Raw genomic sequence first — 21,080 nt, forward strand, 5'->3', positions numbered from 1 at the left:
GCTTATCCCAGAGCCTTCCGTTTAATAGCGACAAGATTCACAATTCAGAATCTTTCGGATCACAGGTTTGAGACGTTTCGGTCACTTAATATGAAGTCCGGTTAAAAAACTATAATTTATTTTTTGTGAAACGCTTGCTCCGCAAGCGTTTCACAAAAAATAAATTGGGTTCTTATACACAGACTTGACATAACAATGTGGTGGAATTGCTGATTTTAAGTCTGAATTGCGATGTAGGGTTGGTGTCCCTACATCACCATTCATCCCAGATTAAGCAGCGCCGCGAGAAGAACTCTAGATATTTCTCAGATAGATTCAGTGTTCCCACGCAAATGGTTTTCCTGTCAGTCGGGGAATAGATTCCTTACAATCGGTATTCAGGTGATAACCCAACCTAGAGATAGCGCATTTATAGACAGTTTAGAGAGATCTGCGATCGCACATGGATATTAGCCAACTTCGCAAAGAATATACCCAGGCTGGACTAACCCAAGAGACGATTAATCCCAATCCTTTTCAGCAGTTTGAGCTGTGGTTTAAACAAGCCTGCGATGCAGATTTATTGGAGCCGAATGCAATGGTGATCGCCACCGTATCCGCGACGGGACAGCCCACCCAGCGCACCGTGCTGCTGAAGTATTTTGACACCAACGGCTTTGTCTTTTTCACCAACTACGAAAGCCGCAAAGCCCAGCAGATTGCCGAGAATGATCAGGTCTCGCTCCTGTTCCCCTGGTATGCCTTGGAGCGGCAGGTTCACATCACGGGCACAGCAGCAAAAATCCCTACAGCTGAATCGCTGAAGTACTTCCTAACGCGGCCCCGTGGCAGCCAGTTGGGCGCGTGGACATCGCAGCAAAGCTCGGTGATTTCGAATCGTCAGCTTTTAGAGATGCAGTTCGAATCGATGAGGCGCAAGTTCCAAGATGGCGAGGTGCCGCTGCCGCCATTCTGGGGTGGTTTTCGAGTGCGACCAACGAGCTTCGAGTTTTGGCAAGGTCGCCCCAGTCGATTACACGATCGGTTTCTATATACGCTGACAACCTCGGCTAGCGCGGCATCATCGCATGAATCCACGAAGCAGCCTGATTTAACTAATCCAGAACTCTGGAACATCAACCGCTTATCGCCATAGAACAAGGCTATTCTTTCCTGAATCAGAATTCAACCGCAGACATTGTGTAAGGGCGGGTTTCGTTGACCAATTTGATCTTGAAACCGCAATTCGTCGGCTAAACCCGCCCCTACAGAAGGGTTTAGGGTTTTGTAGAATTTTCAATCGAACGCAGACCAAAGCGACGCTGTAGGATCTGATCCAGCCAGGGACAGGGCAAAACGGTTTTCAAAAATGGTAGTAGCCTGCTTTTCTTGCCGATACGTAGCACAGCAGGCGGATTTGGCCGCAGGGCCGCTTGAACCAAACGGGTAGCAAAATCCTGAGTCGGTGTCGCATCAACTTGAGACAGTTCAGCTCTAGCGCGAATCGTATCCTTGATACCGGAATACCAGGACTGATCGGTTAAGTTCGCCTCCGTGCGCTGACGAGCCGCAGTGCCGAAGTCTGACTGAATGGCTCCGGGCTGTACCGTCATCACTCGAATACCAAACGGTGCCAGCTCCATTCGTAGCGCATCCGATAAACAGTGCAGGGCAGCTTTAGACGAAGCATAAGCACCGGAAAACGGCGTAGGCATGATGCCGGAAATGCTGCCGATGTTGATGATCAGGCCAGATTGTTGCGATCGCATCATTGGTGCAGCAGCCTGAATCAACTGCAATGGCGCAAACAGATTGGTTTCAAACTGCTGTGCGAGCTGATCCGCTGATATATCAAGCAGCGGTGCAAATAGACCATATCCGGCATTGTTGACCAGCACGTCTAACCGCTGCTGCTCCCGCTGAATCTCGGTGAAGACAGACCGAATCTGGTCAGGGTTAGTCACGTCCAGCTCTTTGGTCAGCATTCCAGCCTCTTGCAAGGGCCGCAGTGTCTCCAGCCGCCGGGCCGTTGCGATGACGCCATACCCAAAGCGGTGAAATTCGTATGCCAACGCACGACCAATTCCAGATGAGCAACCTGTAATCAGAACAACTTTTTGACGCATTTTGCGTTTTTTATTCCATCATCCATCCACGCTATCACTCATCCACCCTCATCACTCAGGACTCAAAACATGAGGTGAATGAATAGATAATCAAACTGTGGCAACCGCTACAAATAGCGAAACCTTATTATTACTATTGGTACATTTTGGCAAGTTTTATTGCTGAATCGTAATACTCCGTGTTAAGTTAGTTTACAAGAAGATATGTAACGCCGCAGCTATACAGATACGAGCAGGTTTGCTAGTTGGGTGTTGCTCAATCTCGGTAACCCCTTCACTTCGTGTTAAGGAGACGGACATGGACAGTTCTGCGCAATTATCTCTCGAACAGCAATTTAACTTACGGACATTCTCTGATCAGGTTCAGCGGATGTCCCGCGAACAGGCTCAGGAGTTCTTGATTAAGCTGCAAGAGCAAATGATGCTGCGGGAAAACATGTACCAAGCCTTCTTGCGTAAGGATTGGGGACTAGATTCTGACGCAATGTCAATCTAGCTTGCTTTAGCTGAACGGTTCGCGGTCTTTGGAATCATTGTTCATTACTGATAGCAGAGGTAACTTTCATGGATAACCAAGAGCAAAAGTTCGGTTTTACAGAATTCGCAGAAAACTGGAATGGCCGTTTGGCTATGCTCGGTTTCGTTATTGGTTTGGCAACTGAATATCTAACTGGACAAGGCATCCTGTCTCAGCTAGGCCTAATGTAAGGTGCTTCGATATTTGATGAAACAGCCCTCGGTGCAGTGCATCGAGGGCTGTTTGCTTGGCATTCAAAGCATGAGGCGAAAGGAGTAAGGAGTGAGCGCGATTCAGCACTTAGTCTTAATCATCGCTGTATGGCTAGTTTGCGACGATCGCAGTTTGAGCTTGATTCGACGGGGCTAGAGGAAGTTGAATTGTAATGATCAAGGTGCGATCGCGATTGGTGGCAGTGATGGTACCGTTTAGGCTTTGAACGAAGCGTTTAACTAACGCTAAGCCTAAGCCGGTACCGCGATGCTGCCAGCGATCGGATTGGGGCAACCGATAGAACCGATCAAAGATGTGATTCAGCTCTTGCGGCGGAATGTGAATGCCAGAGTTGCTGACTTGAATCAAAACAGTATCCTGCAGCCGACGGGCAGAAATCTGAATTGTTTCACCCGCTGGTGTGTATTTAATGGCGTTTTCCAGAAGTTCCCGCGTAATTCGCTGGATTCGCTGACCGTTGAGGGCCAGATTGTTGAGATCCGCTGCAAGATTGACGTGTAAAACACGAGCATGCTGCTGTAATTGATCCTGATATTCACTCAGCAGTTGCTGGATCAGCTCCTCTAAATCTAGCTGTTCTCCCCATCTAATAGGCAGAACGGATATGGCCGTGTTGTCTGAGACGGACTGCCGCAGATCGCTATCATCAAGCGAAAAATCCAGCAAATCGTTGATCAGATCAACTTCCCGCTGACATTCGGTTTGTAGAATATCGAGATACTGCTGTAAGCGGGGCTTGATGTGTAACGGCACGATAGTAGTTGTTATCTGTGCCGAATCTACCGGATTTAATAGTGTCGGATCAAGCTGAGCCAACATAATGCTGAGCATTTGGGTGGCCATTTTAATGCTGGCCATCGGCGTTCGCAATTCATGGGAAATTGTGCTTAAGAAATCATCTTTAATCTGATTTAAGCGTTCGAGTTCTTTTACCTGAGCTTGGGCAGCCTGATAGAGCTTGGCTTGGCGTAGCGCAATCACGCACTGATTGGCCACCTGCTGCACTAAGCGAATGTCTTCTGCTTTAAAGCCGTAGTAGCTCTGATTAATCAGCCAAATGTCGCCAATGACCTGATCTTGGTCAATCAGCGGTACAGCCAGCAGTGCTGAGCGGCCTCGTTCGGGGTGGGGCAGCAGGGAGCAAAATTGAAATGACGTACCCTGTAGCAGCTGATTATAAAGTTCCGGAAATTTTTCCATCTGTGCCACTCGGCCCTGTCTCGATCCTGCCGAATGGGTAGACTCGTACACCACTTTTGAAACATTCTGATCTAAATCATAGAGTGCTGCATTGCAGCCATATACACCAACTGCGATCGCAAGTTCCTCAACCGCTGTTTGTAAAATTTGCTGCTCGTTTAGGCTGTCACGAACCTTATCGGTAATTCGTTTCAGAGTCGCTTCAAACTGATTTGCTAGCTCCAGCTGCACCGTCCGCAGCTTCACCTGCCGCTCTAGGGACTGATTGAGGTGCCGCAAATTATTCTCGGACTGTATCGCATCGGCGGCTTCCATAGAGGCAGAAACCGACGCCAGCACCGATGATGATTCCGCCACATTCAGGATCTGGACAATGCTAAGCGGGTCGATCTGCGAGTCGTCCACTGGTAGCAGTGCTTCTTTAAGCAAAACAGGATAAGTTTGGCCATCGGCAGGGCGATAGGTATAGACCATCTCAATCTGCTCAATTTTGCCAGTCCACAACTGATGGTGAAGCGCTGCATAAGTTGGCTGATCGGGTGCTTGAATGAGTTCTACCAAAGATGACCACTGCGCTTTCTGCACGCTCATCTCAAACGTCATGCAGAACGCTGGATTGACATAGACAAAGGTTCCGTTACGTTGCACAATAGCGGTTCCGATGGGAGCAAAATCAAGAATTTTTTGCCACGATGCCGTCTGCGTCAGCCAATCGCGTAAGCCGCTCGCTTGATTTCCTCGCGGGTAGCACTGTAAACGATCGAAAGGTGACGGCTTATCCATAGAGTGTGAACGCTTTATCGTCCGTGAAGGCTGCTAGTGGTGTGTAGAAATCCTGATTTGAGATTCCGTCAATTCGATAGCGATGGCTCATGACGACTCGAAAAACAGCTAGAGAGCAGATACCTAAGGCTATTGTCTGTATAGATTTTTCATTTAGTGTCCCCATATAACAGACCTAGATCCCATCCCAAACCTAAAGAAGACATTTAATTTCATTAAACTGGTATAAATGAACTAAAAATAAGATTGAATAATCCCCGGTCGGGACTCCCTCTTAATTTGTCGGATTTGAGTGGTCTTATGTTTAGCGACTTTTAAAGCCTGCAGCCGTTACTTTATCGATTGACACATGACAAAAAAAATTATCTTTTGGCATCGCCGTGACCTGCGCTTCTCCGATAATCGGGGGCTGGCGTCTGCCCGGCAGGAGAGCGCCAAGGTGATTGGCGTCTTCTGTCTCGATCCCAAAATTTTGGATCGTGATGATGTGGCTCCGGCGCGCGTTACATATATGTTGGGTTGTTTGGAGGAACTGCAGCAGCGATATCGAGCCGCAGGCGGACAACTGCTGATTGTACAAGCTGATCCCACAATTGGATTGCCGAAACTGGCTAGGACACTGCAAGTCGATGCTGTGCATTGGAATCAGGACGTTGAACCCTACGCTCAAAGTCGCGATCGCACCGTTGCCGATGCCTTAGAAAAAGAGAACATCACGGTCAAAACTGGCTGGGATCAGCTGCTTCACGCTCCCGGCGAGATCCTGACCAAGACCTCGGATCAGCCCTACACGGTCTACACCCCCTTTTGGCGCAACTGGAATAGTCAGCCAAAAGGGGCTCCCTACGCGGCACCGACCGGACTGGAATCGCTGACAGAAGCGGAGCAGAAAGCGGCCCAGGCAGCGGGTGTGATCGAACTGCCCAAGCCGGAAGATTTAGGATTTCGCTGGGACGGAATTATCCCGCTCAATCCGGGTGAAACGGCGGCTCAAGAACGACTGGACACATTTTGTGATGGTGACCAGCAATCAGCCCGCGATCGCGGTTTGTGGGAATACGACGAACAGCGCAACTTTCCTGCTCATCCCGGTACCTCCCAGCTCAGCGCAGCCTTAAAATTTGGTGCAATCGGCATTCGCCAGGTTTGGCAGGCGACTCAGGGCGCTTACAGCCGTGCCCGCAGCGATGACAGCCGCGCCAATATTCAATCCTGGCAGCAAGAGCTAGCTTGGCGCGAGTTCTACCAGCATTCCCTCTATTTCTTCCCCCGTCTAGCCGAGGAACCATACCGCGACGAGTTTCGCGATTTTCCTTGGGACAACAACGAAGAACATTTCCAAGCCTGGTGCGAGGGACGAACGGGCTACCCTATTGTCGATGCTGCCATGCGGCAGCTCAACACCATCGGCTGGATGCACAATCGCTGCCGCATGATTGTGGCTAGTTTCTTAACCAAGGATTTGATCATCGACTGGCGCTGGGGCGAAAAATACTTTATGCAGAAGCTGTACGACGGTGATTTGGCCTCTAACAACGGTGGTTGGCAGTGGAGCGCTTCCTGCGGGCTTGACCCAAAACCGCTACGGATTTTTAATCCGGCTAGTCAGGCGCAGAAGTACGATCCCGAAGCGGAGTATATTCGGGCCTGGCTACCGGAACTCCGCAGCGTTGATACCGAAGCACTGGTTACAGGTAAAATTTCTCCGTTGGAGTGTGCTCGCTGTGATTATCCCACTGCTATTGTGGATCACAAGCAGCAGCAGCGAGAATTTAAGGCCCGCTATCAGGCCCAAAAGGGCTAACGTTCAGTGGTGTGAAGCAAAAAAAATCCAGGTCGAAAGACCTGGATAAGCAGAAGCATATTCTCCCTATGTGTCTAGACTCACAGATGCCTAAGCAAGTGTTTCCGGACAGTAACCGAGTCCCGATACAAACTGCTTGCGAAATTCTTCAATTTCACTGCCGTTCGGATTACCATGAGACACAATTGCCACCTGATAGCGACGCATAATATCCACTGGAGACTGGCCGATTTCCAATCCCCATAGCGCCATCCGAACGCGATCGCTGGGTTCGAAGGGAACCCCAACCTCATTGAGGAAAGCCCTCATATCTGCCTCGTCTTCTGGATCTAGCAGATGGCCAAGCTTAATCTTAATGATCCATCCATCGATTTGATGAATTACTGTCACAAAACGAACGGGCAACCATTTCATGTTGTGTAGGTATTCCACCACCCGAAGTGTTAGACTCGCATTCGCAAGGTAGTAAATGTATTCCATAGCGCCAAACGGGTAGTTTGTCTGAATTCTCTACCTGTATTGTCGCAACTTAGACCAATGTCTAACAGGGGAGATGCACCCGACCTCCATAAGGGGTTCCCCCCAATCCCCCAAATGTGATCCCGGTCGCGATTTCAATACTTCCAGCAGTTTGAATGAGGAACCAACTGTCTTCTCCTTAGCTTCTACTTATGACTAATTCATCGCCCAACATGAATCATCCTGAAGACCTTACTCTCGCGGCCTATCAGTATGATTTACCAGACGGCAAAATCGCCCAGAACCCAGCCATGCCACGGGATCAGTCACGGTTGCTGGTTGTAGAGTCATTGACGCAACATCAGCACTGTATTTTCCGGGACATTACCCAGTTTCTCCAGCCTGGGGATTTGCTGGTGCTCAACGATACGCGGGTAATTCCAGCTCGCCTCTATGGGCGTAAGGTCGGGGGAGCCACCATAGAAATCTTGCTCTTGGAAGAACAAGCTCCGCTGCAGTGGTTGGCGCTGGTAAAGCCTGGACGCCGTCTCAAACCGGGGGCCGTGATTCAGTTTGCTTTACCGGAACAGCTAGCCAGCGTCGATCCGCAGGCTGAAACGTTACCCAGTCCGATACTGAGCGCTACGGTGTTGAGTACAGATGAGGCCACGGGAGGCCGCATTCTCCGGTTTGAGCTGCATACTGATGAACCGTTGGTGACAGTCATCGAAAAACTGGGACAGGTGCCGCTGCCGCCCTATATTACTCAGTCCCAAGCGCCAGCCGAATGCTACCAGACCATTTATGCTCGCCAGCCAGGAGCCGTAGCCGCACCGACAGCGGGTTTGCACTTCACGCCAGAACTGTTCGAAGAGTTAACCCAGCGGGGAATTCCTCAAGCTTACCTAACCCTACATGTAGGGCTGGGTACATTTCGTCCGGTTGAAGCTGAGACGATCACGTCTCACCAGATGCACGAGGAGCGAATCGAGATCCCACCCGATACAGTCGAGAAAATTCAGCAAACCAAAGCGAATGGTGGTCGTGTGTTTGCTGTAGGAACAACGGTTACCCGTGCTCTAGAGGGAGCAGCTCAAACGGGCTCACTGCAACCATTTGTCGGCAAAACCGACCTATTTATTTATCCGGGCTACCAGTGGCAGGTAATTGATGGATTGATTACCAATTTTCACCTGCCTGGTTCCAGCCTGCTGATGTTGGTGAGCGCCCTCATCGGTCGCCAACGACTGCTGGATTTGTATGAAATTGCGATCGCAGAAGACTACCGATTTTATTCTTTTGGCGATGCCATGCTAATCCTGCCAGAGGCGCGAATTTGATGTCAGGGAAATGTGACCTTGTCTCAAAAAAGTAGACAGATATGTTAGCGGTGCAACCGGAGGTGCGAGCCCTGGCCTCAGAAGCCGCCAACAAGTTGCAAGCTCTGGTGATGCATCGCTCCCAACTCGTTGAGGCTCAGTGCCGAAGGCAATCGTAACTGCGGTGCTCGTCCCCCTTGGGCCAAAGCTCAGATTGAGCACCACATCGAGTGGTTAAGCCAAGAGGTCAAGCAGCTGGACGAGCAGATTCAAGAGCAACTCAATCAATCTCAGCACTGGCAACAGCAGCAGGCACTTTTGCAATCAATTCCCGGCGTTGGACTCGTCGCATCAACAACCCTAATTGCCATTCTCCCGGAACTCGAACAACTGACTCGCCAGCAAATTGCCGCACTCGTTGGTGTGGCTCCCATCAACTGTGACAGTTTGTCATGGGTGGCGCTCGACGGTGCGCTCAGTCTTGTTTACGGCTGCTCTGGTCGCTACCCAGTTCAATCCGGTGATTGCCGCCTTCTACCGCCGATTGTTGGCTTATGGCAAACCGAAGAAGGTGGCCTTGGTCGCTTGTATGTGTAAGGTGCTGGTCATCCTTAACACCATGTTCAAGCACAATCAGCCTTGGCAGCCTCCGACTGCGCAATCTACTTGACTTTTTTTTAAGATAATCGCTCAGCATTGACCTCTGTAGCGCTAATTCTACGAACTAGTGGTTTGTCAACCTTGTTTTGGTGGGTTTTGATGGTTGGTATGCCGCGCTCTGCGCGGCATACCAACCATCAAAACTGATTTGACACAGCACTAGTCTTACCGCTTCATCCGGGCACCGCGATAGCGTAGATTTTGCTGAATGGTATGGCGACGGAGAAACTTGGGTAAATCACCGCAATGTCCCATGATTAGCACCGTATCCCCTGCCGCCAAGTGAACCTCACGATCGGGGTGAATCATGACCGCACCGCTATTTTGCCGCAGCGCCACGATAATAAACGTGCCCTTGCCGCGCATTTCAATATCGCCAATGGTGCCGCCGATCAGGGGCGAGTCATGGGGAATGGCGAATTCATCCATTTGAATATCAATATCAGCCAGTAGCTCATTTAGATCCGATCTGCGATCGCTCTGGGCCAAAAAGTCCATCGTCGTCGGCTGAGTAATTAACTGCGCCATGCGCAACGCTCCAATCGAGGCAGGAAGTACGACGTGATTCGCGCCCGCTAGCCGCAGTTTCTTTTCGGTTGATGGCAATTCGCCACGAGCCAGGATCACTAACCCTGGATTAAGTTCCCGCCCAGTCAGGGTGATAAAGACATTCAGCGCATCGTCTGACAGCACCGTCGCCAGCGTCTTCGCTCGCTCAATGCCTGCCGTCTTCAGAATCGCCTCGTCCGTCGCATTGCCCCGACAGGTAAGATATCCCATCTCTTCCGCTTCAGTCATGCGGTCTGGATCGTTATCAATGACTACAAACGGCTGCTGAGATTCCTGCAAGCGACGCGCCAGCATTTGGCCAATTCGACCAAACCCACAGATGACGGCGTGCTGATTAAGATTGTCGATTTCGCGAGTCATACGTTTTCGAGTGAGGGCGCGATTAATTTCTCCTTCCGTCACCAGTTGCACAAAACCACCCACGATATAAACGGCAGAACTGGTGCCAGCAATGATCACTAAAATGGTAAAGATCTTGAGCGCAGGTGATTCTAGCGGTTTGACTTCGCCATAGCCGACTCCAAAGATCGTGATAATCACCATGTACAGGGCGTCCAATGGTGTCCAGCCCGCCAGCATATAGCCCGTCATTGCCACAATTAGCGTGATGACGAAAAAGACGGCACCTATAATAATTCGGCGGGAGGAAGCCTGCATAAATCAGCGAAAGTCAGATTCAAAATGCTGATTGTAAGCATGGCACATTTATTTGGCTGGATGATTTTGAATCGTTGACATGCTGCTATCTCGCATGTGTAATCAAGAACTCGAAAGATTTATCGTCGCAATGGGCAGCGAATTTCTTCCGAATTCTGGGTGCAGAATGTGAGCCTGCGTAAAGGTTAATAGACAAGTGCCCCAAAAGCAGGACGGTCTCAGTCAAGATTGCGTACCATTAGCAAAGGTAAGACTCTCTACATCGCCATGGCTCCGACATTTGTTACTCGCTATCTGCTCGCGTTCCAGCAATATAAATGGTATGGGCTGGCTGGGGCTTTGACCGTATTTGGCATTTCCAGCGTGATTGCCATTCAACCACCGCCACCGCCGACCTTCAAAGCAGAGGCGGTCATGGTGCCGACTGGGCCACCCGTTGCGTTCACGCAGACGGGAAGCGAAATTCAGGTGGCAGGCCAAGACGTCAGCGAATATTTTTTGCTTTCAGATGCCGTGCTCAATGCAGTATCGGAAAAGCTCATTGAGTCTGGTATTCAAGTTGATCCAGTCGGGCTCTATCAAAAAACACGGGTGCGGCTGTCTCGCAATGAAACCTCAGGCCGATTAGAAGCAATCGGTGTCACCTACGACGGTGAAGCACGCCAGGAAGCAGAAGCGGCGATTCAGCTTCTGCTTACGGCGATGGTGAACCAGAGCCGGGATGCTAATAAAGCGCGATTACGTAGCGTGATTGATTCGATTAACGAGCGATTGCCGTCCGTAGAAGCCGAACTGCGAGCAGCCGAACAAGATCTAGAGCAGTATGACCGTCTGGAAGGGCCAGCCATTCAGGCCGCTCAAGACGGTAGTCTGCTGAGCAACATTACGAATAGTGAGCAGCAGCGGCGTCAGATTGACCTAACACTGGCGGGCATTGAGGCCCAAATTCAAAGTTTGCAGTCCAAACTGGGACTGACTCCAGATCAAGCCTATGCCTCTTCGGCGCTGAGCGCAGATCCCATTATTGCCAATCTGCGATCGCAGATCTATACCACCGAATCGCAAATGGCGATTCTCTCGCAGGATTTGCGGCCTGAACACCCCACCATGATCGAGCTACAGCAGCAGTTGAACGCCTACGATCAGCTCCTGCAAGCGCGCGCTGCTGAGGTGATCAGTGGGGGACAAGGTGCCGCCTTGACGGGAGCGAATTCCATTCGGCAAGACAGCAGTCTAGATCCAGCACGACAGGCACTGGCCAATGAGCTAGTGGGGCTCGAAACCCAGCGGGAAACCCTAATTCAGCAGCAGCGCACTCTGCAACAGACCGAGCAAGATCTGCGCCAGCAGTATGCCGCTTTGCCGAATAAGCAGCTAGAGCGGAATCGCTTAGCCCAAGTCGTGGCTGAAAAGCAGGCCATTTACGAGCAGATGGTGGCTAAACGGATTGATGCTGAAGCGGCTGAAGCTGAAACCGTGGCGAGTTTGCGGGTTAGCCAACCCCCCCAAACCCAGAGAGTTGAGCCAGAAGTAACCAGTGGCATCATCGTCCTGATTGCGGGTGGCTTCATTGGCATTATTGTTGGGGGAGCCATTATCTTCTTGCTGGATGCAGTTGACGGCACAATTCGGACAGCGGGCGATCTGCAGTCCTTGCTCAACGAACAGGATGCGCCTCTGCTGGGTCTCATTCCCAATTTGCCCCAACGACCATCGCAAGGGCTACCGATTTTGCTGTCGCCCCAGTCGGCCTATCACGATGACTATGAGCGGCTGCGGAGTAATTTGCGACGGGCTACAGAAACCGCCCCTCAAACGCTCTTGGTCACCAGCACTATCCGCCAAGAAGGTAAAACGGTGACGGCGTTCAACCTCGCGATCGCATCGGTGCGGGCAGGCAAACGAACGCTAATTATTGAAGCAGATCTGCGATCGCAGTCTCAGGCAATGGCCCTGGGGGTTGAGCCAACATCCGACAGTCAGTACGAACCGCTGCACTATTACGGCAATCCCAGCCAGAGTATTCAGCTTGTCCCTGCGATCGCAAACCTCTATATCGCGCCCAGCCCTGGCCCTCAGCGTCAAACCGCCGCCATTCTTGAATCGAGTGAGATGCAGCGCTTTTTACAGGACGTCAAAGGTCGATTTGACATGGTGGTGATTGATGCGCCAGCTCTCAGCCTCAGCAACGACACCTTGATCCTGGAGCCATATACCGATGGCGTCGTTCTCGTCACCCGACCACAGGTGAGCCAATCGGCTATGTTGAATGAAGCCCTAGAAGAAATGACGGAATCAGAGGATATTCGCTTCTTGGGTGCGGTGATCAGTGGGTCGGACTCAACAGCCGAAGTAGAACCGCTATTAACGGACAACGGAGCCGGACTCTCTGCACCACAGCCCCTGAATCAAGCTAGCGAAGTCCCTGGCCTATCCCGAGTTTGATACGAGTTTGATAGTGGCCTTTGCCTATCGTCGATATCCGTTAAGAGCCTATCCGAAAACCTCAGATGAGCGAAATGTGATGACCGCACTGGCAAGTTGTAAGAACGCCAGATAGTTTTCGGGCTTCTTCTCCCAGCGGATCAACAGACGGCGAAACCGATTCATCCACGAATGAGTCCGTTCGACCACCCACCGTCTGGCCCGATAGTTGGGAATGTCGTGAATCACTAGGTCACCCTCGTTTTGAGGCGGAATATGCCCTTGATAGCCCCACTGCTTGAGAATCTGGCGCACCGGGTGATAGTCGTAGCCGCGATCCAGACAGAGATGTCTTGATTCCTCGTCCTCCACATCCGGTGGCACCAGCGGTTGAGCCTCTAAAGTTACCTCAACAAGTTTCATGTCATGCCGATTAGCGGGTGCGAGCACAAAGGCCAGTGGGATGCCGTTGCCATCGGTTAAAACCGAGCGCTTGGTGCCCAACTTGCCACGGTCAGTCGGGTTGGGGCCTGTCTTTTTTTCCCCCCAGTGGTGCTTTGACCATCGCACCATCCATCGATTGCCAATGCCAGTCCACTCCTTGAGTGCGGGCATACTCCATCAATCCCGCCTGCCAAAAGCGAGCAAACGTGCCGTTGGTTTGCCACTCTTGAAAGCGGTCATGCACCGTACTGGAGGCCCCTAAACACCGAGGCAACGCATTCCACTGACAGCCGGTGCAAAGGATGTAAAAGATCGCATCTAAGGCTTGGCGATCATCCATGCGAGGGCGGCCTCCCTTAGGCTTGGGTGGCTCCTCTGGAATCAGAGGATGCAGGCGCTCCCACAGCTCATCGGGCACCCGATAACGAGGGTCAATTTCGACGGTTGAACGAGGAGGCGTCACGGTAGACATCTGGGACTGCTCCTATGGCGACACCTTCACCTTAAGCACTCATCTCTCGAACAACATCGGTTTTCGGATAGGTTCTAAGTCTAACCAATGGATGTTGCCACTGCAGTGCAGCGGCAACATCTCCCTGCTGTTTTTTGGTGCTATTACTCGATATGGGCCGATAAAGAAATCAGTCCAAAGAGGTATAAAAAGTGCCAGTGTCGATAAGAGATAATGGAAAGATCCGTTCCTCAACAGAACATGCTGAGTATTCTTCGTGGCCCAATACGGTATTACGCTGCTGCCATTTTTGCCGTATTTGTTGCTGGAGGCCTAAGTGTATTTCTTGATCCCTGGCTAGATCTGACCAAAACTCCGTTTTTGCTCTTTTTTAGCGCTGTGATGGTGAGCGCTTGGTATGGCGGATTGCGGGCAGGCAGTGTGGCAACGCTGTTATCGGCTGCGGCCAGCTACTATTTTTTTCTTCAAGCTGATTATGCTTGGGCATCCAGTCTGGACTCGATTGCTCGATCCGGTATTTTTGTGATAGAAGGAGTTCTCTTTAGCTTCCTCTGCGAAGCTCTGCGCCGCTCAAAGTGGCGCGCAGATCAAGCCCTGCAATCGCTGGGTGAACAAGAAGAATCACTGCGCAACGCCACGGTTCAAGTCTCAAATCTACAGGAATCCGAGCGCTATTTTCGTCAGCTAGCAGAAAATATTAACAGCCTATTTTGGGTATTCGATCTAGCGACGGGTCAGCTCCTCTACGTTAATCCAGCCTGTCGGACACTGTTAGGCCAAACAGAACAGGATCTGTACCACAATCCATCCTGCTGGTTGGACAACATCCACCCTCAGGATCGCGAGCGGATTCGTCAGGCCAGAAATCAGCTTTATCAGCAACAGATCAAGTTTGACGAAGAGTATCGGATCTATGCTGCTAACGGAGAGGTTCGCTGGGTGTGGGCCAGAACTTTTCCCATTTACGATGAAACAGGGGAAGTTGTTCGCGTTGCCGGATTAGCCGAAGACATTACCGAACGCAAACAAGCCAGCGAAGCACTACAAGAAAGCGAACGTCGCCTGCGCCGCCTGGTTGAATCTAATCTGTTTGGCGTCGCTTTTGCCAAGGCTGATGGCACCCTCAGCTTTGCCAATGGCTACTACCTCAATATGCTGGGCTACAGCCGCGACGACTTAGAGTGCGGCAGACTCAACTGGCAACAGATGACGCCATCAGAATATGCGGTTCTCGACCAACGTGCGATCGCAGAAATCCAGCAGCAGGGCACGGCTGTTCCATTCGAAAAAGAATACATCCGCAAAGACGGCAGCCGCGTACCCGTTCTAATTGGCTGCACCAGCTTGGAAGACGCAACTGATGCTGACTGTACCAATCCAGAAACGATTGCATTTTTGCTGGATTTAACGAATCTAAAGCACACCGAAGAAAATCTGCGCCAGCGAGAACTCGAACTCAAGCTGATTGCCGATGCAGTGCCGCCCCAAATTTCGTTTGTCGATCGAGATGAACGCTATCAGTTCGTTAATCGGCGCTACGAAGAGCGATTTGGGTATCCAGCCGAGGAGATTTGCGGCAAAACCGTTCGCCAAGTTCTGGGCGAAGATGCCTATCAGCGGGTTTCCCCTTACATTCAGCAGGTTTTGACCACAGGTCAGCCCGTCGCGTTTGAAAATACGATGCGGTACGCCAACGGTCGCTCCAGCCATCTGCATGTAACGTATGAACCTCAATTTGATGAGCACCAACAAGTGACAGGCTTTGTGGCCTTTGTCAACGATGTCACCGAACAGCGACAAGCCGCCGCTGCCTTAGCTCGGAGTGAAGAGCGCTATCGCTCGCTGGTAGCGGCATCTACGTCGATTGTCTGGACCGTGAATGAGGCAGGCGAGTTTGTTGAACCTCAACCGCTGTGGGAAGCCTACACCGGGCAAACCAAAGAACAATATCAAGGGTTAGGCTGGCTAGACGCACTCCACCCCGATGATCGCGATCAGCTCTATCAAACCTGGATCAGGGCTCGCGACCAGCAGAAAATCTACTGTTCAGAAGCTCGGATCTGGCATGAACCTAGCCGGTCTTACCATTACATCGTTTCCCGTGGTGTGCCGCTTTATGATGACAATGGGGACGTTCGGGAATGGATTGGCACGATTACGGATGTTGAAGAGCGTCAGCAAGCGGTAGAAGCTCTGCGTCAGCGAGAACAAGTACTGGAGCAGCAGCTTCACATGCTCGACCTAGCAAACGACAGCATTATTATCTGGAATTTAGAGCATCATATTACCTACTGGAATCAAGGAGCCGAGCGGGAATATGGCTGGAGCAAAGCTGAGGTGCAGGGCCAAACGATCCATCAGCTTCTCCAAACGACTTTCCCCCAACCGCTGGAACAGTTGCTGGCGATTTTACAAAACCAGGGGCATTGGCAAGGTGAACTTACCCAGATTTGCCGCGACGGTACGGCTATCATTGTCAGCAGCCGCTGGACGCTGCAGTACGACAGCCAAGGGCAGCCAAAAGCGGTGTTGGAAATCAACAACAACATTACGGCTCAAAAGCAGGTCGAAGAAGAGATCTATCGCACTAATGAGCGGCTGCGGGTTGCGCTCAAGCACGCACCGATTACCGTTTTCAGTCAAGACCAAAATCTGCGCTATGTGTGGCTATACAATCTGCCCACTCAGTTTGGGCTCCGGGATGAGGAAGTGATTGGCGTATTTGATACCGATCTATTTCCTGACTCCAAGGAAGCCGAGCAGCTGATGCAAGTGAAGCGGCAGGTACTCGAAACGGGCGTGGGTGCTCGCCAAGAGGTCCAGGTGACGGTTCACGGTCAAATGCATATCTATGATTTAACGGTTGAACCCCTACTCAATGCCCAAGCTGAGCGAGTAGGCGTGACCTGTGCAGCCATTAACATCACAGAACGCCAGCTCTCTGCGGCTGCCCTACAAGCAAGTGAGGAACGGCTCAGCCTAGCCATGGAAGTGGCTCAACTCGGGTTCTGGGATTGGGATATTACCAAAAATCGGATGACCTGGTCATCCAATCACGCCCATTTACTCGGTCTGTCACTCAACGAATTCGAGCAAACTCTCGATAGCTTGATCGCCTGCATCCATCCTGAAGATCAGGCACAGGTGCGAGAGCGAATTATGCAGGCCGTTACAACCGAATCCTATGCGGCTGAGTATCGGATTATCTGGCCAGATAACAGCATCCGCTGGCTCGTCAGCAAAGGCCAAGTATTCCATAACGATCAGGATGAACCCGTGCGGATGATTGGCGTAGCCTGGGATGATACTGCGCGTAAGCAGATGGAGCAGGAGCGAATTAAGCTGCTGGAGCTGGAGCGTTCGGCACGGGAATCCGCCGAGGCCGCCAATCGGATCAAAGATGAATTTTTGGCGATTGTGTCCCACGAACTGCGATCGCCCTTAAATCCGATTTTGGGCTGGTCGCAAATGTTGCGATCGCGCAAGCTTGATACCGAAACTACGGAGCGGGCACTCGAAACGATTGAGCGCAATGCTAAACTCCAGTCGCAGCTCGTCGATGATCTACTGGATGTATCGCGCATTTTGCGGGGCAAGCTACGGTTGGAGGTACAGCCAACTCAGCTGCAACCTGTTATCCTCGAAGCGATTGAAACGGTACAGCTTTCGGCTCAGGCGAAGGGCATCGACATTCAAACAAAATTTCAGGCTGATTTAGCCCCCGTGCTGGGTGATGCCAATCGTCTCCAGCAAATCGTGTGGAATTTGCTCTCGAATGCCGTTAAATTTACCCCCGAACAGGGGCGAATCACCGTGCAGCTCACGCAGGTTGACCATATCGCTAAGCTAGAAGTACAAGATACGGGCTGCGGCATTGATGCTAAGTTTTTGCCCCATGTATTTGAATATTTCCGGCAGGGCGACAGTGGAATTACCCGCGAATTTGGTGGCTTGGGTTTGGGCTTAGCGATTGTCCGCTACCTGAGCGAACTGCACGGCGGTACGGTTAAAGTTGCTAGTCAAGGGAAAGATCAAGGCTCAACTTTTACAGTTCAGATCCCGTTGATGAAACCCTCGGAGATTAATTCGAGCGAATTTGCAAACACGGCCATTATTGAACCGAAATCACTAACGGGAACGCGCATCTTGATTGTGAATGATGATCCCGATATGCGATCGCTCACGGCTGAGTTTTTGACGACTCAAGGAGCCCACGTCCAAGTCGTCTCTTCAGCAGCGGAGGTCATTGCCCAACTCGATCGCGAGGTGCCGGACGTGCTCATCAGCGATATGGCCATGCCAGATACCGATGGGTATAGCCTGATTCAACTCATTCGGCGTCGTGCCCCTGAAGCAGGAGGCAAAGTACCTGCGATCGCAGTTACCGCCTACACGGCACAGCTCGATCGTCAGCAGGCTCTGACGGCTGGATTTCAGCGCCATTTGGCTAAACCAGTCAATCCACTTGAGCTAACGCAAGCGATCTTGGAGGTGCTGTAGAGCTGATGTGCGGTATAAATCACCTGTAGCGCTGATTTGCAGACCTGATACTATCTGGCAGTCTATCCGCCCGCTTGTGAACTATTCTGCTGCAAAATCTCGTAGATGCGGCGGGCCATCGTCGGCGGAATGCCTGCCGCTGGGCAGAGGAACCGCACATAGTCCAGTCCTGCCGCTGTAATGATTTGACACGCATCAGGTAAACCGTGGCTGGCCTGGGCAAATTTCTCTAGAAATAGCCGACGATCGGTGCCAGTCGTGAGCGGAAAAGACGCAGACAAATCAATTAATAAATCTTGAATGCGATTCGCGGCCTGCTCCAGTTCCTCGGCAGCAACGGCTGGATGAGCGGCATGAAGCTGTTCCGCGGTCGGGGAGATATCATTTCCCGGATGCTGTTCTTCTGTCATATGTCAGGGTTAACGTGGGCAACCAAACTTGATATTAGCGATCAGCGTGTACGTAATCTACAAAATAAAACTGCGGCTCTAATCGATATTTCAACCAACCATATCCAGCTAGTGCCAGCAAGGCAAGCAGCACTAACGGTAGGCCAACCCAAAGCCGCTGAGCATCGGGGGTCAGAGCTGCGATCGCAACAGCAACGGCACAAAAGGCCAATAGACCTAGCTTGACCCGCTGAATGGTCTGCAAGGCTGAGCGGCAACTGCTGCAAATCAGCGTGTGCTGATGGTAGCGATCGAGTAACTGCTGGCGATCCGGCAGCGTCCACTGGGCCGGATCGGGTGTTTCCCAAGGCAGAGAGGGCGCATAGCGATCCAGCCAGCGGCGAAATTCCATCACCATTCGGTCGGACTGCGTCGGCAACCGATAAGCCGTTTTCCAGGTCTCTGTAGCGCTACGTGCTTGCAAAAATCGCTCCTGCTCATGCAGCAGAATCATATCGCCATCCAGAATGGGATTACGTACGCGCAGATGCTCCAGCCAACGGGGCGACCAGCGCTGTATCTTAGTAGCAAAATTACGCGAGAACTGAGCCACAATGCGGGACTGTCCCGCTGCAATCGGTACGCAGTAGGCAATCAGCCCCACTTGACGCTTGGCATCGAAATGGATTTCATATTCAACTCGACAGGGCGGCATAAACAAAATGCGCGTTTTCGGCATCCGATCAATCGTCACCTCAATACAGTCGGGCGTTGACTTTGTTACTTCTATCGGAATGGGCCGACCGAGATCGCGGTTGCCCTGCAAGCCGTGATGGGCAAACTGGACATGGGCCGGATCGGCCACGTTCTCAATCAGCGTCTGCCAGTCATAGGCTAAATCCCGCACCATTGATGTCGCCACAAAGCCTTCGGTTTCAACTTGCTCCGATAGCGGTAGTGGGTGTTCATGGGCCTGGGTCGCTGATTCCGCATCGGGCCACACCCACAGCAATCCGTTGGCGACTTGCGTGGGCAATGCCTCAACGCAGTAGCGATCGCGCTTTTTCGTCACGATGTCTGGATCATCGGCTTGAGGAATCCGGGTACAAACGCCCTCGGCATCAAACTGCCAGCCGTGATAGCTGCACATCAAATGTCCTGTCTTTTCGTCTATGCGACCTTCACTCAGTGGCGCAAGCCGATGGGGGCACTGGTCGCGAAATACTCGAAACTGCGGCGAACTCGTCTCGATGCTGGATGATTGAGCCGAGCTGCCGTACGCAGAGACACCGTTACTAGAAACGTTAGTAACAGTACCTGCATTCCAGACAACAAACCGCTGCCCCAACAGCATAATCGGCATGGGACGGCGGGTATCGAGATCAATAATCGGCGCAATGGGATACCACTGCTGCCAAAAGTTGAAGGCTGTCTCTGTCATGGGGGCAAATGCAGATTGGTGGAATGGGAATCACACCTAGTATTGCGCGATCGCATCTTTCAAACTCGCATTTGCAACAGAATGTCAGATGTATGAGCTGTTGACACTTGGATCGGCGTGAAAATGGGATTAAAGAGCAACAACAGCAGTTGTGCTGGAGATAGAAACGAGCGCCTGTTCGGTCGCTGTATTTTCAGTTCCGACATCATGGGCCAAAATCTCAGTTGAGATGCTAGGCGAATTGAGCAGCGTGTTGTGAATAATGCAAGCCTCGACCGCTTTGTGCAATCCTTTCTCATGCCGAGGCTCTAGTTCATAAGGCAGTATGATGCGAATGCTGATGCTGCCTAAGCGAGCGGGTCGGCCAACCTTCTCAGCCGAAACGCTAATGCTCAGATTGTCTGTATCCAGATGACGCGTTTCAAGATATTTAACCGCATAGAAGCCTGCACAACTGCCTAAGGCGGCCAGCAGCCATTCCGGCGGCGTCATACCGCGATCGCAACCTCCATTACTAAAGGGCTGGTCACTAACTATCTGGTGAGATCGTGCTGAAGCGATGAACTGGAGTCCATCCTGGTGAGAAACGTTAACCTGCATGATGCTCCCTCTGAAATAGTAAAACTTGTGCTGGAAAACAGATAAAGTCCCTATAAAGCAGTGCGATCGCAAATCCGTTGGCCAAATCTTAAAAATTAAGATGTTGAAGAATCTAGGGGAGCTGGAGGGATGGCTCCCCTAGATGCAGGTCAACGCGGCAATTTCAGGAATCCATCAAGCTGTAGCTGAGCTATGAAGTGATTACAAAGTTGCCTCAAGTCCTTGCAAGTAGCACACAGGAGACTTGTTCCTTGTCTGCCTTGATCCTGCTAGATCCCATCGGGGATCACAAGACGTTACGGTAACAACCGCTTAGTTACCAAAAGTAAAAAATTGCCATTCCGCCTACAATTGAAGAAGCTATAAAGAATTATTAAAGCTTGCACGATGTCTACCCCGAACCAGTGGGAATAAGAGAAAACATGAAAAAGAAGTCTATTGCTTTGATGGCTCTAAATTCAATTCGCTATCAAATTGGAGCCATCTTTCCTAATTGTTGGAA

16 protein-coding genes are annotated in these 21,080 nt (G+C 51.3%); 8 read left to right on the forward strand and 8 right to left on the reverse strand.

The genetic code is table 11. From position 1 onward, the window contains the following. Positions 1-442 precede the first annotated feature (442 nt). Positions 443-1,135 carry a pyridoxamine 5'-phosphate oxidase gene (pdxH, locus tag AC286M_RS34670; RefSeq protein ID WP_488208733.1) on the forward strand — a complete coding sequence of 231 codons (693 nt, stop codon included), beginning with the start codon at positions 443-445 and terminating at the stop codon, positions 1,133-1,135. Between the two features lie 121 nt (positions 1,136-1,256). On the opposite strand, the gene AC286M_RS34675 is transcribed toward pdxH, so the two are convergent. Further along, a complete protein-coding gene (locus AC286M_RS34675; protein WP_488208734.1) occupies positions 1,257-2,105 on the reverse strand; it encodes an SDR family oxidoreductase in 849 nt (282 codons plus the stop codon). Positions 2,106-2,403: 298 nt separating this feature from the next. Here AC286M_RS34675 and AC286M_RS34680 point away from each other — a divergent pair, with 298 nt between their 5' ends. Both AC286M_RS34680 and AC286M_RS34685 read left to right on the forward strand, forming a co-directional pair. After that, positions 2,404-2,601, forward strand: a complete 198-nt coding sequence (locus tag AC286M_RS34680) for an NblA/ycf18 family protein (protein WP_488208735.1) — start codon at positions 2,404-2,406, stop codon at positions 2,599-2,601. A gap of 68 nt (positions 2,602-2,669) precedes the next feature. Further along, positions 2,670-2,813, forward strand: coding sequence for a CAB/ELIP/HLIP family chlorophyll-binding protein (locus AC286M_RS34685; protein WP_488208736.1), 144 nt, complete (start codon positions 2,670-2,672; stop codon positions 2,811-2,813). A 133-nt stretch (positions 2,814-2,946) separates the two neighbouring features. Here AC286M_RS34685 and AC286M_RS34690 read toward each other — a convergent pair whose 3' ends face one another. Next, on the reverse strand, positions 2,947-4,839 hold the full coding sequence (locus AC286M_RS34690; protein ID WP_488208737.1) for a sensor histidine kinase: 1,893 nt from the start codon (positions 4,837-4,839) through the stop codon (positions 2,947-2,949). Between the two features lie 349 nt (positions 4,840-5,188). On the opposite strand from AC286M_RS34690, the gene AC286M_RS34695 reads away from it, so the two are divergent. Beyond that, positions 5,189-6,643 (forward strand): FAD-binding domain-containing protein, encoded by a 1,455-nt coding sequence (locus AC286M_RS34695; protein ID WP_488208738.1) that lies wholly within the window; start codon positions 5,189-5,191, stop codon positions 6,641-6,643. A 90-nt stretch (positions 6,644-6,733) separates the two neighbouring features. On the opposite strand, the gene AC286M_RS34700 is transcribed toward AC286M_RS34695, so the two are convergent. After that, entirely contained in the window at positions 6,734-7,123 is a 390-nt protein-coding gene (locus AC286M_RS34700) for a hypothetical protein (protein WP_488208739.1), read from the reverse strand. Between the two features lie 191 nt (positions 7,124-7,314). Here AC286M_RS34700 and queA point away from each other — a divergent pair, with 191 nt between their 5' ends. After that, positions 7,315-8,442, forward strand: coding sequence for a tRNA preQ1(34) S-adenosylmethionine ribosyltransferase-isomerase QueA (gene queA, locus AC286M_RS34705; protein ID WP_488208740.1), 1,128 nt, complete (start codon positions 7,315-7,317; stop codon positions 8,440-8,442). Between the two features lie 129 nt (positions 8,443-8,571). Continuing rightward, on the forward strand, positions 8,572-9,018 hold the full coding sequence (locus tag AC286M_RS34710) for a transposase (RefSeq protein ID WP_488208741.1): 447 nt from the start codon (positions 8,572-8,574) through the stop codon (positions 9,016-9,018). 228 nt (positions 9,019-9,246) lie between these two features. On the opposite strand, the gene AC286M_RS34715 is transcribed toward AC286M_RS34710, so the two are convergent. Further along, entirely contained in the window at positions 9,247-10,308 is a 1,062-nt protein-coding gene (locus tag AC286M_RS34715; protein WP_488208742.1) for a potassium channel family protein, read from the reverse strand. A gap of 267 nt (positions 10,309-10,575) precedes the next feature. Between AC286M_RS34715 and AC286M_RS34720 the strand changes: the two genes are divergently transcribed. Further along, positions 10,576-12,753: a GumC family protein gene (locus AC286M_RS34720; RefSeq protein WP_488208743.1), complete on the forward strand. Its 2,178-nt coding sequence runs from the start codon at positions 10,576-10,578 to the stop codon at positions 12,751-12,753. Positions 12,754-12,801: 48 nt separating this feature from the next. On the opposite strand, the gene AC286M_RS34725 is transcribed toward AC286M_RS34720, so the two are convergent. Continuing rightward, positions 12,802-13,648 (reverse strand): IS5 family transposase gene (locus tag AC286M_RS34725; RefSeq protein WP_488203451.1). Its coding sequence is split into 2 segments (ribosomal slippage): positions 12,802-13,272 and positions 13,274-13,648, totalling 846 coding nucleotides; the frame shifts between segments, so codons are not numbered across the junction. A 240-nt stretch (positions 13,649-13,888) separates the two neighbouring features. Between AC286M_RS34725 and AC286M_RS34730 the strand changes: the two genes are divergently transcribed. Further along, complete coding sequence (locus AC286M_RS34730; RefSeq protein WP_488208744.1) at positions 13,889-18,148, forward strand: PAS domain S-box protein; 4,260 nt, start codon at positions 13,889-13,891, stop codon at positions 18,146-18,148. 62 nt (positions 18,149-18,210) lie between these two features. On the opposite strand, the gene AC286M_RS34735 is transcribed toward AC286M_RS34730, so the two are convergent. The 3 genes from AC286M_RS34735 to AC286M_RS34745 all read right to left on the reverse strand — a co-directional run bounded on the left by AC286M_RS34735 (position 18,211) and on the right by AC286M_RS34745 (position 20,578). Continuing rightward, positions 18,211-18,558, reverse strand: a complete 348-nt coding sequence (locus AC286M_RS34735) for a hypothetical protein (RefSeq protein WP_488208745.1) — start codon at positions 18,556-18,558, stop codon at positions 18,211-18,213. A 34-nt stretch (positions 18,559-18,592) separates the two neighbouring features. Beyond that, positions 18,593-19,978, reverse strand: a complete 1,386-nt coding sequence (locus tag AC286M_RS34740) for an aromatic ring-hydroxylating dioxygenase subunit alpha (RefSeq protein WP_488208746.1) — start codon at positions 19,976-19,978, stop codon at positions 18,593-18,595. A gap of 129 nt (positions 19,979-20,107) precedes the next feature. After that, entirely contained in the window at positions 20,108-20,578 is a 471-nt protein-coding gene (locus tag AC286M_RS34745) for an OsmC family protein (RefSeq protein WP_488208747.1), read from the reverse strand. Positions 20,579-21,080 lie beyond the last annotated feature (502 nt).

The organism is Thainema salinarum CENA647, from assembly GCF_057732415.1.